The organism is Actinoplanes sp. NPDC026670, from assembly GCF_040638175.1.
Taxonomy (GTDB): domain Bacteria; phylum Actinomycetota; class Actinomycetes; order Mycobacteriales; family Micromonosporaceae; genus Actinoplanes.
The window spans coordinates 1-13,843 of record NZ_JBEZXU010000058.1 but is presented as its reverse complement, the minus strand read 5'-3'; the positions used below and the strand labels follow the sequence as shown (position 1 = coordinate 13,843).

Genomic DNA, 13,843 nt, shown 5'->3' with positions numbered 1-13,843 from the left:
GCAGAGAAGTTGAGGAGACCAATCATTGACTTTCTCAACTATCTGGGTCCACGATGGCCCGAGATCCCTCCCATCGAGGCAGGCCAATATGGTTCTCGCAACGAAACAAACCAGTGAGGTACGCCGGGTCGTCTTCTCCAGCTACCTCGGAAGCACCATCGAGTTCTACGACTTCCTCCTCTACGGCACCGCAGCCGCCCTGGTCTTCCCGGCCGTCTTCTTCTCCGGCCTGGATCCGCTGACCTCGGTGCTGTTCTCGTTCGGCACGTTCGCCGCCGGCTACCTGGCCCGGCCGGTCGGCGGTGTCCTGTTCGGCCACTTCGGTGACCGGATCGGCCGCAAGCGCATGCTTGTGGTCACGATGTTCCTGATGGGCGTCGCGTCGTTCCTGATCGGCCTGATCCCCAGCGCCGCGGTGATCGGCGGCTGGTCCGCGGTCCTGCTGATCACGCTGCGCGTGGTGCAGGGCATCGCGGTCGGCGGCGAGTGGGGCGGCGCGGCCCTGATGGCCCTGGAGCATTCCGGCGGCGCCCGGCGCGGCCTGGCAGCGTCGTTCGTGAACGCCGGCGCGCCCAGCGGCGCGGTGCTCGGCAGCCTGATGATGGGCCTGTTCGCACTGCTGCCACCGGACCAGTTCCTGTCCTGGGGCTGGCGGATTCCGTTCCTGATATCGGCGATCCTGCTGGTCATCGGCCTGTGGGTGCGCAGCTCCGTCACCGAGAGCCCGGTCTTCCTCCAGGCGATGGCCGAAATCGAAGCCCGCGCGAAGGCTGACATCGAAACCCGGGCGATGGCTGACATCGAAGTCCGGGCGAACGCAGACAACGAAACCCGGGCAATGGCTGACAACGAAACCCGGGCGAACGCAGGCGTCGAGACCGGCGCCACCCGCAAGCCAACGGGCCTGCCCCTGCTGTCGGTGCTGCGCCGCCCACGGGCGCTGATCCTGACCACGTTCGGCGCGGGCGCGGCGTTCGCGTTCCAGGTCGGCATGGCCACGTTCGCGCAGACCTACGCCGTCTCGCACGGCACCAGCCGCCCGACGGTGCTGCTCGGCTTCTCGGTCGCCTCGTTCCTGGCGATCTTCGCGGTGATCGGCGCCGGCTGGCTCTCCGACCGCTTCGGCCGCCGCCCGGTCCTGCTCACCGGGGCGGTCGGCTGGGGCCTGCTGGCCTTCCCGCTGTTCGGGCTCTGGGGCTCCGGCAACGGGTTGCTGGTCTTCACCGGCTTCGCGCTGGGTCTCGGCCTGCAATCGCTGATGTACGGGCCACTGGGCGCTTTCATCTCCGAGCAGTTCGGCACCGGCGCCCGCTACACCGGCGCCTCTCTCGGATACCAGTTGGCCACCCTGATCGGCGGCGGCTTCACCCCGGCCATCCTCGCCTCGCTGTATGCCGGCACCGGCGGCACCCGGATCACCCCGGTCGCCACCTACCTGATCGCCGCGGCCACCGTCAGCGCGATCGCCGTCCTGCTGATCCGCGAAGGCCGCCGCCACGACCTGACCACCGTCACCCACTGACCCATCAGACCGACCCCCACCAGACCGATCCCCACCAGTAGGGAGAACGCGATGAAACGCCTGCTCCTGACACTGATCGTGACCGTCGCCACGCTGGCCGGCCCACCGTCCGCCGCATCCGCCGCACCACCCGGCGAATACCGCGGCACCCTCGCCGGCGGCGCGAACTGGCTCGGCCACATCCCCGACGACTGGAACGGCACGGTCCTGCTCTTCGCCCACGGCTTCGGCCCGCTGCGCCCGCAGGACGCGCCCGACGATCAAACCCGGCAGATCCTTCTTTCCGAGGGGTACGCCACCCTCGGCTCCTCCTACTCGGGGCCGACCATGTGGGCCCTGGAGACCGCGGAGGACGACCAGTTCGCGGCCCTCGACGCGTTCACCGGCGTGCTGGGCGCCGAGCCACGGCGCACGATCGCGATCGGGCGGTCGATGGGTGGCCTGGTCAGCACCAGGCAGGGCCACCGGCCGCGCGGCGAGATCGACGGGGTGCTCACGACCTGCGGCATCGTCGCGGGCGGCCTCAACCTGAACAACTACCAACTGGACGGCCTGCACGCGGTCACTGAATTGCTAGCCTCTGGCCGTACCATCCCTCTTGTCCGTTATGACTCACCGGAACAGGCCGCTCAGGCCGCGACCGACGTCATCGCCGCTGTGACCGACGCCCAGGCGACGCCGCCCGGACGGGCCCGGATCGCGCTGGCGGCCGCGTTGTTCAACGTGTCCGGCGGAGCCGGCACGCCTGCCGCCCAGCAGGAGCGGCAGTTCCAGCAGCTGGTGGCCGGTGGCGCCCTGAACCGGTATGTGACCGGGCGGCAGCAGATCGAGCTGTCCGCGGGCGGCAACAGCGCCTGGAACCGTGGCGTCGACTACCGTGCGCTGCTGGCCGGCAGCAGCCGGGCGGGGCAGGTGCGGGCGCTGTACCGGGAGGCCGGCCTGGACCTGCGGGCCGACCTGAACCGGCTGACCGCGACCGCCGACATCACCGCCGACCCGTGGGCGGTCGCCGACCTGGGCCGGTCGTCGATGCCGAACGGCCCGTTGCGGGTACCGCTCCTGACGATCCACACCCTGGTCGACGAGCTGGTGCCGGTCGAGCAGGTCGACTGGTACACCGAGCACACGAGGCGCCACGGTGACCTGCTGCGCAGCCTGTATGTGGACGGGACCGGCCACTGCACGTTCCGGGCCAGCGAGAACCTCGCTGCGTTGCATGTGCTGGAACACCGCCTCGATCACGGGCGATGGCCACGTGATCCGGCCTCGTTCGGCGCCGGCTACCCCGGCGGAGAGCCGAGATTCGTCCCATTCGAGCCAGGCCGCCTGACCGGCGGACTCGACGAGCCGGGCCGACCGTCCGCCGGCGGACGAGACGAGCCAGGTCGACCGGCCGCCGGCGGACGAGACGAGCCAGGTCGACCGGCCGCCGGCGGGTGAAATGAGCTGGGCCGATCGGCCTCAGACGGGCGAGACGAACCGGGCCGACCGACCGCAGACGGGCGAAAGGAGCCAGGTCGACCGGCCGCCGGCGGGCGAGACGAGCCGGGCGGTGGCAGCAGCGCGGTGAGGCCGGCCGCGGCCGATACCAGCAGGATGCTTCCGACGATGTCGAGGACGTAGTGGTTCGCGGTGGCGATCACGACGGTCACCATGAGCGCCGGGAAGATCCACGCCAGCCGGGCCAGACGTGGGCGGGTGATCCGGAGCGCGGTCCACACTGCGAACGCGCACCACAGTGACCAGCCCACGTGCATGCTCGGCATCGCCGTCCAGCCGCCCGCGCGGGAGGCGTGGCCGAAGATGCCGTAGAGCGCGACGATGTCGACCGTCCCGGGCAGCGCGAACCGGGGCGGCGACATCGGCACCGCCCAGTAGACCGGCAGCACCAGCACCATCATCACGATCATGGTCCGGCGGACCCGGCGGTAGACGGCGACGTCGCGCCGGAAGAGCCAGACCAGCACGCCCGCCACCACCAGGTAGTAGGCGCGGTAGAACCAGGCCGCCGCATGGGCGAACCCGACATGCCCGGCCAGCCACTGGTTGACCGGCAGCACGATGTCGAGGTGCAGGGTCCGCTCGATCGACTGAAGGGTCGACGCGTTCGCGGTCGCCGTCACGTGGTCACGCCCGACGAGGCTGTGCAGCCAGGTGAACGCCACGAACCAGGCCAGCAGCCCGGCCACCTCGGCGATCGTGCGCCGCCGCGACATCAGGCCGGTTCCGATGTGGGGACGAGCCGGGCGACAGGCATGCCACACGATAGCGTCGCGGGAAGCGTAACCAATAGGTTACGCTTCCCGGGTGGACGAGGTGGCGGGCGCGATCGCAGATCCGGTGCGGCGGGAGATCCTGCTCATGCTGCGTGACGAGCCGCTGTCGGCCGGGCAGATCGCCGCCCGGTTCGCGATCAGCCGGCCCGCGGTCAGCCGGCACCTGCGGGTGCTCCGCGACGCCGGGGTGGTGCGCGACGCCGCCGACGGCCGCCGACGCGTGTACACGCTGGTCACCGGGCCGCTCGACGATCTGGCCGGCTGGCTGGGCCGGCTGACCCGGCCGTCCGGCTGGCAGCAGCGGTTCGACGCGCTGGAGACCGAGGTCCACCGCACCCGCCGGGAGCGGCGCACCACCGCGCCCGAAAATACCGACAAGGAGATCGCGTGAGCCCGACCCCGACCGGACGCCTGTTCGGTGACGACCTGGTCCTGACCCGTACCTTCCGTGCCCCGATCGACGACGTATGGGCTAGCGTGACCGAATCCGAGCGCACCGCCCGCTGGTTCGGCCCGTGGAAGGGTGACGCCGCGCCGGGCAACTCGATCCAGGTGCAGATGGCGCTGGAGGAGGGCGCGCCCTGGATGGACATGACCATCGACGCGTGCGAGGCACCACGCAGGCTGGGCCTGTCGGCCGTCGACGACTACGGAGCGTGGCATCTGGAGCTGGAGCTGACCGAGGCCGACGGGGTGACCGAGCTGCGGTTCACCCAGCACCTGACCGGCACTGAGAACGTCGGCGAGGTCGGCCCGGGCTGGGAGTATTACCTGGACACGCTGGTCGCCTCCCGGGAGGGCCGGCCGCTGCCGGACTTCAGCGAGTACTTCCCGGCCCAGCGGGAGCACTTCGAGGCGCAGCGGGCGGCCACGACGGGCGACTGAGGCCGGGCTCACTGATCGTCGTCCACAGATCCCGCGCCGGTCTGCCGACTGTGTGCACATGACGACCGGCAGGATCTGGGTGTTTCTCGGCGGGGCGACCTCCGCCGTCACCGGCCTGGTGCTGACGTACAACACGACTTTCGGCAACGTGCTGTATCTCATCACCTTCGTGACGATGTGTGTGATGGCGTGGATGGCCGTCGCCCGCATCGAGGCCGGCCCGGACCGCCGCCCGTGGATGCTGGCCGCCACCGCGCAGACGCTGTGGCTGCTCGGCGACTCGATCGAGCTCGCCTACAGCTACCTGTCCTCGGCGGGCGCCCCGCCGGTGGGGCCGGCCGACGTGTTCTGGCTGTCCGGGTACCTGCTGCTGGCGGTGGGCCTGATCATGATGGCCCGCCGCCGGGCGCCCGGTCACCTGCGCGGGGCGGTGCTCGACGGCCTCACCCTGACCGTGGCCGCCGGGCTGGCGAGCTGGCAGTTCCTGATCTCGCCGATGCTCGGCGCCGGGCTGACCGTGGCCGAGTCGGTCGTGCCACCGCTGTATCCGATCGCCGACGTGGCGCTGCTCGCCGGTGTGCTGTTCATCGCGCTGTCACCGGGCGGCCGGGGCACGCCGACCCGGCTGCTGCTCGGCGCGGTCGGGTTGTACCTGGCGATCGACGTCGCCTACAACGTGCTGCCGTTGTTCCTCGACTACGGCATCGTCGCGCGGATCGGCCCGCTGATCATGCTGGGCAATGCGCTGATCATCGCGGCGTCGCTGCACCCGGCGCGGGCCGAGCTGACCAGCCCCGGCCGCCGGGTGAACGTGCTGCATCCGTCCCGGGTGCTTTTCCTCGGGCTGGCGTTCCTGACCGCGCCGACGCTGAGCGTGGTCAAGTCGGGTGTCGACCACAACGCGGTGATCGCGCTGGTCGCCACGGCGCTGAGCACGGCGTTCGTGCTGGCCAGGTTCACCATCGCGGTCCGCGAGCAGGAGCGGGCCCAGGCGCAGCTCGCCCATCAGGCCCGGCACGACCCGTTGACCGGGCTCGCCAACCGCAGCGTGCTCACCGACCGGCTGGAGCGCCCCGGCCCGGTCGCCGTCCTCTACCTGGACCTGGACGGGTTCAAGGAGGTCAACGACACCTACGGGCACGAGGCGGGCGATCTGGTGCTGTCGACCGTGGCGACCCGGTTGTCGGCGGCCGTCCGTACCACCGATCTGGTCGTCCGTCTCGGCGGCGACGAGTTCGTGCTGCTCTGCCCCGACCTGCCGCAGGCCGAGGCCATCCACCTGGCCGAACGTGTGCTGGGCGACGTGGCCCGGCCGATCGAGTTCCGCGGCACGGTGCTGGACATCGGCGCGAGCGTCGGCATCGCCGAGGACGCACCGGACCGTGACGTGCTGCGCACCGCCGACCTGGCCATGTACGAGGCGAAGAAGCAGGGCCGCGGCCGCTGGGTGGTGGCCGGGTCGCCGTCCGATCACTGACAGTGCGTATCAGCCGGGTGCCCGGCGACCTCTGGAAGCTGAACCCTCGAAGGGAGTGTCGGATGGCCGCAACACGGGCGGACCTGCTGGAGATCCGCCACCACGACGATCGCATCAGCCGGTACGAGGAGGTCACCTACTGTGCCTGGATCGGCGGTGTGACCGTCTACCGCGACGGTGCGGAGATAGCCCGGCACGACGACGTCCTCGGCGCGACGGCGTTGCGGCGCGCGGCCACGAGTCACTGAACGAGCAGGGCCTGCAGGCGGGCGAGCACCGCGTTCTGGATCTCCTTGAAGGTTCGCCGCTCGCCCTCGGCCACCCACAGGGCGAACGATGTGCGGAACACGGTCACGCCTGCTTCGGCGGCCAGGGCGGCGCTCGCCGCGTCGACACCGCGGGCGGTCAGCGCGCGGGTCAGCGCGACCGCCAGCGAGGACATCTTGAGCAGCTCGCGCTCCTGAAGAGCGACGTTCGCCGCGATCACCGACCGGCGGGCGCGGGACCAGGGGCGGCGCTCCTCGGGGAAGAGCGTGGCCGCGCCGTCGAGGACGCCGACGATCATCGCCATCGGCTCGCCGGTGTCGTCCGGCAGGGCGCTGAGGAACACCCGCTCGAACTCGTCCTGGTCGACGAAGAGCACTTCACGCTTGTCGGCGAAGTGGCGGAAGAAGGTCCGTTCGGTGAGTCCGGCGGCCGCCGCGATCTCGGCGACTGTCGTCCCGTCATAACCCTGGGTGAGGAAAAGGCCGAGTGCCGCATCCCTGAGGCGCTCGGAGGCGCCGCCCTGCCATCTCCCCATGATGCCCATCATAGTGATGTCAGAAGCTGACATCACGGTGTAGCGTCATGTCAGTCACTGACATCACCTGCTTTTCTGAGGAGGCACGCCATGCGCGTGTTCGTCACCGGAGCCACCGGCTGGATCGGCTCGCACACCGTCGACGAGTTGCTCGCCGCCGGCCACCAGGTCCTCGGCCTCGCCCGCACCGACTCCGGCGAGGCGTCGCTGCAGGCCAAGGGCGCGCAGACGTTGCGCGGCGACCTCGACGACCTGGCCGCGCTGCGCCGCGGCGCCGAGGACGCCGACGCGGTCGTCCACCTCGCCAACAAACACGACTGGGCGAATCCGGCGGAGTCCAACCGGGCCGAGCGCGCCGCCGTCGAGACCCTCGCCGAGGCGCTCACCGGATCGGACCGGCCGTTCGTCTTCGCCTCCGGCCTCGCCTCGCTGGCGCTCGGCCGCCCGTCGACCGAAAATGATCCCTCACCGTTCAGCGGACCGGACGCACCCCGGGGCGGCGCCGAGAATCGAGCTTTCGAGTACGTGGACCGCGGCGTCCGTGCCATCGCAGCGCGCTTCTCCCCCACCGTGCACGGCACCGGCGACCACGGTTTCATCGCCCTGCTGGTCGCGGCCGCCCGCCGGACAGGCGTCTCCGGCTACGTCGGCGACGGCGCGTCGGCGTGGTCGGCGGTGCACGTCGTCGACGCGGCCCGGCTGGTCCGGCTCGGTCTGGAGAAGGCCCCGGCCGGCGCCCGCCTGCACGTGGTGGCCGAGGAGGCGGTGACCGCCCGGGATATCGCCGAGGCCATCGGCCGCCACCTGGACCTGCCGGTCAAGCCGATCGCCGCGGACGAGGCGGTCGACCACTTCGGGTTCATCGGCCGGTTCTTCGCCCTGGACATGTCCGCGTCCAGCGCGGTGACCCGCTCGACGTTCGACTGGCACCCGGCCGGCCCCACCCTGCTCGAGGACCTGGCCGCCGGCGCCTACGCCTGACCCGCGGTCAGGGGTGGGTGGCCTGGTAGCCGGCTGCCTGCATGGTGAACAACTGGGCGTAGAGGCCGGCGGCCGCCATCAGGGCGTGATGGGTGCCGGCCTCCACGAGCGCACCACGATCCAGCACGAAGATCTGATCGGCGTGGGTGATGTTGGCCAGCCGATGCGTGATCAGGATCGTGGTGCGCTTGCCCTGGCGGTCACGCAACGCCCGGAACAGCGCCTCCTCGGCCCGCGGATCCAGCGCCGACGACGGCTCGTCCATGATCAGCAGGGGCGCGTCACGGAGGAAGGCACGAGCCGCGGTGATCCGCTGCCACTGCCCACCCGACAGGTCTTGACCGTCTTTGAATGTCCGGTCGAGCAGTGTGTCGTACCCATGGGGAAGGTCTTCGATCATCTGATGGGCCGCGGCCCGCAACGCGGCCGCCTCGATCCGCACCGGATCGGCCGGCGCGTCGACGTCACCCATCGCAATGTTGGTCGCCGCACTGAACGGCCACCGATTGTGATCCTGAAGCGCGACCGCGATGTGCGCGAGCAGCCCCGCGCTGTCCCACTCGGCGTACGGCCGCCCGTTCCACGAAACGACCCCGGAGCTCGGAGCACGCAGCCCGGCGACGATGGCGGCGAGGGTCGACTTGCCCGAACCGTTCTCCCCGACCAGCGCGATCGTCTCCCCCGCCCGGATACTGAGCGTGACCCCGTCGAGCGCCGGCCGGTCCCGGTCCGGATAGGACAGCGACACGCCGTCGACCTCCAGGACCCGCAGCTCCTCTGGTGACGGCGCGATCCGGGCCGCCGGCAGGTGCCCGGCCGCCGCACCGAGGAACCTGACGTACTCGTTGAAGAACTGCCCGCTGGCGTACACCCGGTCGATCTGGAACGTCACCTGCGCCAGCGACCGCTGGGCCGCCTGCACCGCGATCACACACGTCGCGGCGGCCGCGAGCGGGATCCGGCCGTTCAGCAGCAGGGCGCCGAGCAGCACGTACACCCCGGTCAGGGCGATGCCGCCGATCGCCGCGCCGATGCTGGTCGTGGTGGTGACCCGCTGCGCGACCCGCAGTTCCGCCGCGATCTGCGCACCCATCACCCGGTCGTAGAGACCGAGAAGAAAGCCCCTGAGGCCGTACGTGCGAAGCTCCGCAGCCGCATCCCGTTCCGCCATCAGCCGCTGGAGCACCCACTGCCGGCGCCGCCGGGTCGAGCTGGCCAGATAGCTCTGGAAGCGGACATGACCCGCCCGCAGCGCCGCATATCCGGTCGGCACCGTGGCCACCAGCAGCGCCAGCAGCAGCATCGGATGCACGGTGACCACCGCGACCGTGACGGCGAGCAGGCTGACCAGGCCGGCGAACAGGTTCATGGTGTTCTGCACGAGTTCGATCGCCGCCTCGGTGCCCCGGGTGGCGCGTTCCATCCCCTCAGCGAACGTGTCGTCGTCGAAGGCCTTCAGGTCCACCGCCGTGGTGTGCTCGAACAACTCACGTTCCACCAGCAGGTGCACCCGCGGGGTGAGGCCGTTCAGCGCGTACCCGGTGAGCATGCCCAGCCCACCGCGGACCGCCGCCGCGGCAGCCAGCCAGATAAGCGCCGGCATCGCGGCCCGTACCCGATCGGGTGTCGGACCACCGGCGAACAGTTCGATGAGGACGCGCTGGGTCGCGATCAGGCCGAAGGCCGCCATCGCGCCGGCGCCCGCCGTGGAGACCGTGACCAGCAGCGTGCGGACCGGATCGGCCCGCCAGGCCACCCGGACCGCCTTCGCGATCAGGCCCGGGAGCTCGGTGAACAGGCCCAGCATGCCGGATTCGGCACGGGCCCGGACGCCGGTCTCCCACCAGCTGGGGCGTAGTTCGGGCAGGACGGCGTCGGTACGCGGGGCGGGAATCCGGGTCACCCCTCTACCGGTACCGGACGGCGGGCGGGCCCGGCTGCCGCCCATCCGGCCGGGTCCCCCGATCCGGGGGTTGGTCAACCCGGCGGACCTGCTGTGCGACAGGCAACGGATCGACGCTCGCAACATCGACGGTCAGCTGATCGCGAGGAGTCACATGCTGCTGCTGAGCGCGGTGCTGGGATCGGTGCTGCTGGTGGCGCTGGTCACGCCCGGTCCCGCCAACCGGGCCGGACGGCGGTACCCGTGGGCCGGATTCGGCGCGCCGTTCGCGGTGCTGGCCGGTTCGCTGGTGATGCCACTGCCGATCGTGCCGCTGCTGGCCGGAGCGCAGCCGTGGCAGTGGGCGCCGGCCGTGGCCACGCCGTTCGCCGCCTACGCGATGGCCCGCCGGGTCAGCCCGCCCTGGTGGAAACGCTGGCACGGCTGGCTCGTGGGCCGGGCGGCGCTGCTGTCGTTCCTGGTCGCGGGCGTGGAGCTGACGGTGGTCAGCCGAACTGTGCCGGCCACCGAACAGGCCGCCCGGATCTGGATCGTGTCGCTGATCGTGACCGCCGGATATCTGGCCTGCTGGCGGGTGGCCGACACCGGCTACTGGCCGCTGCTGCTGATCCGTGACGCGGCGTTCCTGCTGGTCGTCGCGGGCGCCGGCGCCTGGTGGCAGCGCCAGTACGACCTGCGCGGCCCGGCCACCACGCTGCTGGTCGGGGCGGTCGCCGCAGTAGGCGTGTCAGCGCTGCTGGCCGGGCTGTGGCGCCTGATCCGCTGGCTGCGGCACGGCCCGCCGTCGTGGCCGCGGCCACCCGGTCTCGCCACCTGGCCACCCCAGCCCGGCCAGGTGTGGAACGCCACGGTCGACCGGGAGGACCGGCCGGTCGTGGTGTGGGAGCTCAAGCGGCATTGCGCGTACGTGCTGCCGGTCGACCCGGTGGACGGCCCGCGCGAGCACATGCGGCTGCCCCTGGCCGAATGGCATCGGGTGCTCACCGCCGACGCCTGGCTGTCGTTGCAGATCACCGCCGTGCCGTACACCGGTTTCCGCAGCGTGCGCGGCCGCTGCCCGGACCGGTTCTGGGAGCGGATGGGCCGCCGCACCCTCAGCGGGCCGGACGCCCCGGAGGCGCCCACCCTGCGGTCGGCAGCCGGTCTTCTCAGTCGGCCACGCCGGTGAAGCCGCTCACCTTCTCCAGGCGCAGGCGCACCAGCAGCTCACCCTTGACGGCGTTGCGGGCGCCGTAGCTGACGGCCAGGTCCGGGCCCATGTAACGCTCGGCGATCCGGGTCGCCCAGATCCGCATGTCGTCCAGGTCCGTGGTGATGGCCACCGGGCCGCGGACCGTCACATAGGCGTACGGCGCGGCCTCCTCGTCGACACACAGGACGGCCCGGCCGTCGCGGGCCAGGGCACGGCCCTTCACACTGTCCGCGCCGGTGTTGAAGACCAGGTCGTCGCCGTCGAGCACGAACCAGATCGGCACGACGTGCGGGGAGCCGTCCGCCCGTACCGTCGCAAGTTTTCCGGTCCGGGTGCCGGCCGAGAGAAAATCGCGGACCTCGGCCGTCGTCATCGCTTTCGCCATGATGCCATTCTGCCGTCCGCGTTCCGCCGCTCAGCGACGGCCGGCGGTCCAGCCGCGGAGCACTGCTGCGGCCCGGTCCGGGTCTGCGCTGGTCAACTGCTGGATGGTGTGCTGCCGGTTGAGGGCGTCCGGCCGTGATTCCGTGGCTGGGGTGGCGACGGCCTCGGCTGCGATCGGGGGCCGGCGTTCCAACTGGGCGCGCGCCTGCCGCAGGCGGTCGTTCGCCAACGACATCTGAGCGCGGTGACTGCGGCGCCGCCGGATCGCCAGTGCCAGGATCAGCAGGAGCAGCCCACTCAGTCCGGCGATCGGCAACGCGTAGCGGCTGGGCGGCGTCGCGCCGTCGGCGATGGCGGCCGGCGCTTCGGCCGGCTGGAACGGCAGGGCGGACACCGCGACCATGTCGCCGCGGCCAGGGTCGGCGCCGGCCGCCGTGCTCACCAGGTTCCGCAGTTGCGCCAGATCGATGTTCTGGCTGGCGGCGGTGTCGATCAGCACGGCGATGTTCAGCTTCTTGACGGTCCCGGGGGCGTTGCGGCGGGACTCCCGCACCGAGTTCAGCGCGTTGGCGCGTTCCGTGCTGCTGCTCTCGTAGCGGGTGCCGCCGCTGGTGTAGATGCGGTTGGTGAGGCGTTCCGACTTGGCGCCGACGGACGGATCCCGGGTGTAGGTGGTGCTGACCGACTCGACCCGGCTGAAGTCCAGTTCGGCGGTGGTGGTCACGACGGCCCGGCCGGGGCCGACAAGCGTGTCCAGCATCCCCTGCAGCGAGGTGTCGAGACGGTCCTGGAAAGCCGCGGTGGCCGTGTCGTTTCCGGTCACGGACCGGGGAGCCGCCGGTGCCGGCGCGCCCGCCAGAACGACCGCCAGAGCCGCGGACGCGAGGATTCCGAACGCGGCCCGGGAATGACCGAATGTCACGACGGCTCCTCTCTCCGGCCAGACCGGCTCTTGGTGGGGACTTCATCGGCCGGCGCGGGCGGAACTGAACCGTTCCCCGACGGCGCCCTGCCGATCGATCTTGACCGGAAGCGGTCGGCGGCGGCACCCGGGCATTCAGCACGGACGATGCGGATACGCCGTCCGGACGATCAACCGCGCAGGTGGGCGCAGGAAACAGCCCGGCGAAATTCGGGACCGGGAACGTTCCCAACACTCATTGACAGAGCTCGATTGCAGCGCTTACCGTCACCCGAGGAAAGCGCTTACCCGCAGCGTACGGCCAGACCCACCGATCTGGCCGCGCGCCGGTCGCCATTCCCCAGGGCGAGGGTCGGCGCCGTCCACCCCCATTGCCGCCACCCCGGGCGGCATCCGTCCCCCAACGGAGGATCCCCCATGTCCACACGGAGAACCGTCCTCTCCGCCCTGTCCGCCGGCGTCCTCGCCGCCGGCGGACTCGCCGTCGCCACCCAGGCGCCGGTGTGGGCCGCCGAGTCCAGTCCGGTCGGGTTCGCCAGCATGAACGGCGGAACCAGTGGCGGCTCGTCGTCCACCGTGGTCACCGTGACCACCGCGTCGGCCCTCAAGTCGGCGCTGAGCTCCAGCACGTCACAGACCGTCCGGGTCTCCGGCCTGATCACGATCTCCGGCATGTACAGCGTCGCCTCGAACAAGACGGTCATCGGCGTCGGCTCCGGCTCCGGCATCACCGGCGGCGGGCTCAACCTGTCCGGCGTACGCAACGTGATCATCCGCAACATGGTGTTCCGCAACGCCAGTGACGACTCGATCAACGTCCAGTCTTCCACCACCAACGTGTGGATCGACCACAACGACCTGGCCAGCGGCTACGACGGCCTGATCGACATCAAGCGCGGCTCGGACTTCATCACCGTGTCGTGGAACCGGCTGCACAACCACGACAAGTCGATGCTGCTGGGCCACAGCGACGACAACGCGTCCGAGGACACCGGCCACCTGCGGGTGACCTACGTGCACAACTGGTTCGAGGGCACCGGGCAGCGTCACCCGCGGGTCCGGTTCGCGAACCCGGTGCACGTGCTGAACAACTACTACAGCAACATCGGGTCGTACGGCGTCGCCTCGACCGAGAACGCCGGCGTCTACGTCGAGCGCAACTACTTCGAGAACGTCGCCACCCCGACGGTCACCCAGACCGGCGACTCGGACTCCGGCAACCTGAAGGTCCTCAACAACTACAAGGTCAACTCGGGTACGGAGCAGGTCCGCAACGGCGCCAGCGTCGCGGCGATCCCCTACTCGTACACCCCGGAGGCCAACAGCTCGGTGAAGGCCACCGTCACGGCCGGCGCCGGCACCGGAAAGATCTGACCCCCTCTGCCCCACCCGGCGGGGGGGGGGGGCGGGGGGCACCGCGTGACGCCGGGCCAGCGTCGCGTGGCACGCCCCCCGCCGCGGGGCGGGCGGGGGCGGCGGGGGTTGGAGGCCGGGCCAGG

General features: G+C 71.1%; 13 protein-coding genes. 8 read left to right on the top strand and 5 right to left on the bottom strand.

The genetic code is table 11. The features are described 5' to 3' along the window. The first annotated feature begins 88 nt into the window (after window positions 1-88). Window positions 89-1,522 carry an MFS transporter gene (locus AB0E94_RS39110; protein WP_360336988.1) on the top strand — a complete coding sequence of 478 codons (1,434 nt, stop codon included), beginning with the start codon at window positions 89-91 and terminating at the stop codon, window positions 1,520-1,522. 1,280 nt (window positions 1,523-2,802) lie between these two features. Here the strand turns inward: AB0E94_RS39110 and AB0E94_RS39105 are convergent. Then, entirely contained in the window at window positions 2,803-3,738 is a 936-nt protein-coding gene (locus AB0E94_RS39105) for a phosphatase PAP2 family protein (protein WP_360336986.1), read from the bottom strand. Between the two features lie 91 nt (window positions 3,739-3,829). Between AB0E94_RS39105 and AB0E94_RS39100 the strand changes: the two genes are divergently transcribed. From AB0E94_RS39100 to AB0E94_RS39085, 4 genes are all read left to right on the top strand, one after another. After that, window positions 3,830-4,189, top strand: a complete 360-nt coding sequence (locus tag AB0E94_RS39100) for a metalloregulator ArsR/SmtB family transcription factor (protein ID WP_360336984.1) — start codon at window positions 3,830-3,832, stop codon at window positions 4,187-4,189. Next, window positions 4,186-4,683 (top strand): SRPBCC family protein, encoded by a 498-nt coding sequence (locus AB0E94_RS39095; protein WP_360336982.1) that lies wholly within the window; start codon window positions 4,186-4,188, stop codon window positions 4,681-4,683. The genes AB0E94_RS39100 and AB0E94_RS39095 overlap by 4 nt, the downstream gene beginning before the upstream one ends. A gap of 58 nt (window positions 4,684-4,741) precedes the next feature. Beyond that, on the top strand, window positions 4,742-6,160 hold the full coding sequence (locus AB0E94_RS39090; protein WP_360336980.1) for a GGDEF domain-containing protein: 1,419 nt from the start codon (window positions 4,742-4,744) through the stop codon (window positions 6,158-6,160). A gap of 62 nt (window positions 6,161-6,222) precedes the next feature. Beyond that, on the top strand, window positions 6,223-6,408 hold the full coding sequence (locus tag AB0E94_RS39085; RefSeq protein WP_360336978.1) for a hypothetical protein: 186 nt from the start codon (window positions 6,223-6,225) through the stop codon (window positions 6,406-6,408). On the opposite strand, the gene AB0E94_RS39080 is transcribed toward AB0E94_RS39085, so the two are convergent. Then, window positions 6,402-6,962, bottom strand: a complete 561-nt coding sequence (locus AB0E94_RS39080; RefSeq protein ID WP_360336976.1) for a helix-turn-helix domain-containing protein — start codon at window positions 6,960-6,962, stop codon at window positions 6,402-6,404. The two genes, AB0E94_RS39085 and AB0E94_RS39080, sit on opposite strands and share 7 nt — an antisense overlap. Before the next feature lie 90 nt (window positions 6,963-7,052). Here AB0E94_RS39080 and AB0E94_RS39075 point away from each other — a divergent pair, with 90 nt between their 5' ends. Continuing rightward, window positions 7,053-7,943, top strand: a complete 891-nt coding sequence (locus AB0E94_RS39075; protein ID WP_360336974.1) for an SDR family oxidoreductase — start codon at window positions 7,053-7,055, stop codon at window positions 7,941-7,943. A gap of 7 nt (window positions 7,944-7,950) precedes the next feature. Here AB0E94_RS39075 and AB0E94_RS39070 read toward each other — a convergent pair whose 3' ends face one another. Next, window positions 7,951-9,750 (bottom strand): ABC transporter ATP-binding protein, encoded by a 1,800-nt coding sequence (locus AB0E94_RS39070; protein ID WP_360337087.1) that lies wholly within the window; start codon window positions 9,748-9,750, stop codon window positions 7,951-7,953. Window positions 9,751-9,916: 166 nt separating this feature from the next. On the opposite strand from AB0E94_RS39070, the gene AB0E94_RS39065 reads away from it, so the two are divergent. Continuing rightward, window positions 9,917-11,014: a hypothetical protein gene (locus AB0E94_RS39065; protein WP_360336972.1), complete on the top strand. Its 1,098-nt coding sequence runs from the start codon at window positions 9,917-9,919 to the stop codon at window positions 11,012-11,014. Here the strand turns inward: AB0E94_RS39065 and AB0E94_RS39060 are convergent. After that, window positions 10,995-11,423: a PPOX class F420-dependent oxidoreductase gene (locus AB0E94_RS39060; RefSeq protein WP_360336970.1), complete on the bottom strand. Its 429-nt coding sequence runs from the start codon at window positions 11,421-11,423 to the stop codon at window positions 10,995-10,997. The genes AB0E94_RS39065 and AB0E94_RS39060 overlap by 20 nt on opposite strands. Window positions 11,424-11,453: 30 nt before the next feature. Beyond that, window positions 11,454-12,344: a flagellar M-ring protein FliF C-terminal domain-containing protein gene (locus tag AB0E94_RS39055; RefSeq protein ID WP_360336968.1), complete on the bottom strand. Its 891-nt coding sequence runs from the start codon at window positions 12,342-12,344 to the stop codon at window positions 11,454-11,456. Between the two features lie 417 nt (window positions 12,345-12,761). Between AB0E94_RS39055 and AB0E94_RS39050 the strand changes: the two genes are divergently transcribed. Continuing rightward, entirely contained in the window at window positions 12,762-13,718 is a 957-nt protein-coding gene (locus tag AB0E94_RS39050) for a pectate lyase (RefSeq protein WP_360336966.1), read from the top strand. Window positions 13,719-13,843: the final 125 nt, after the last annotated feature.

Bases quoted from the DNA above. Each gene is read 5' to 3' on its own strand.
- AB0E94_RS39110 (WP_360336988.1), top strand. From the start codon at position 89: ATGGTTCTCGCAACGAAACAAACCAGTGAGGTACGCCGGGTCGTCTTC.
- AB0E94_RS39105 (WP_360336986.1), bottom strand. From the start codon at position 3,738: ATGTCGCGGCGGCGCACGATCGCCGAGGTGGCCGGGCTGCTGGCCTGG.
- AB0E94_RS39090 (WP_360336980.1), top strand. From the start codon at position 4,742: ATGACGACCGGCAGGATCTGGGTGTTTCTCGGCGGGGCGACCTCCGCC.
- AB0E94_RS39085 (WP_360336978.1), top strand. From the start codon at position 6,223: ATGGCCGCAACACGGGCGGACCTGCTGGAGATCCGCCACCACGACGAT.
- AB0E94_RS39080 (WP_360336976.1), bottom strand. From the start codon at position 6,962: ATGGGGAGATGGCAGGGCGGCGCCTCCGAGCGCCTCAGGGATGCGGCA.
- AB0E94_RS39075 (WP_360336974.1), top strand. From the start codon at position 7,053: ATGCGCGTGTTCGTCACCGGAGCCACCGGCTGGATCGGCTCGCACACC.
- AB0E94_RS39070 (WP_360337087.1), bottom strand. From the start codon at position 9,750: ATGCTGGGCCTGTTCACCGAGCTCCCGGGCCTGATCGCGAAGGCGGTC.
- AB0E94_RS39060 (WP_360336970.1), bottom strand. From the start codon at position 11,423: ATGGCGAAAGCGATGACGACGGCCGAGGTCCGCGATTTTCTCTCGGCC.
- AB0E94_RS39050 (WP_360336966.1), top strand. From the start codon at position 12,762: ATGTCCACACGGAGAACCGTCCTCTCCGCCCTGTCCGCCGGCGTCCTC.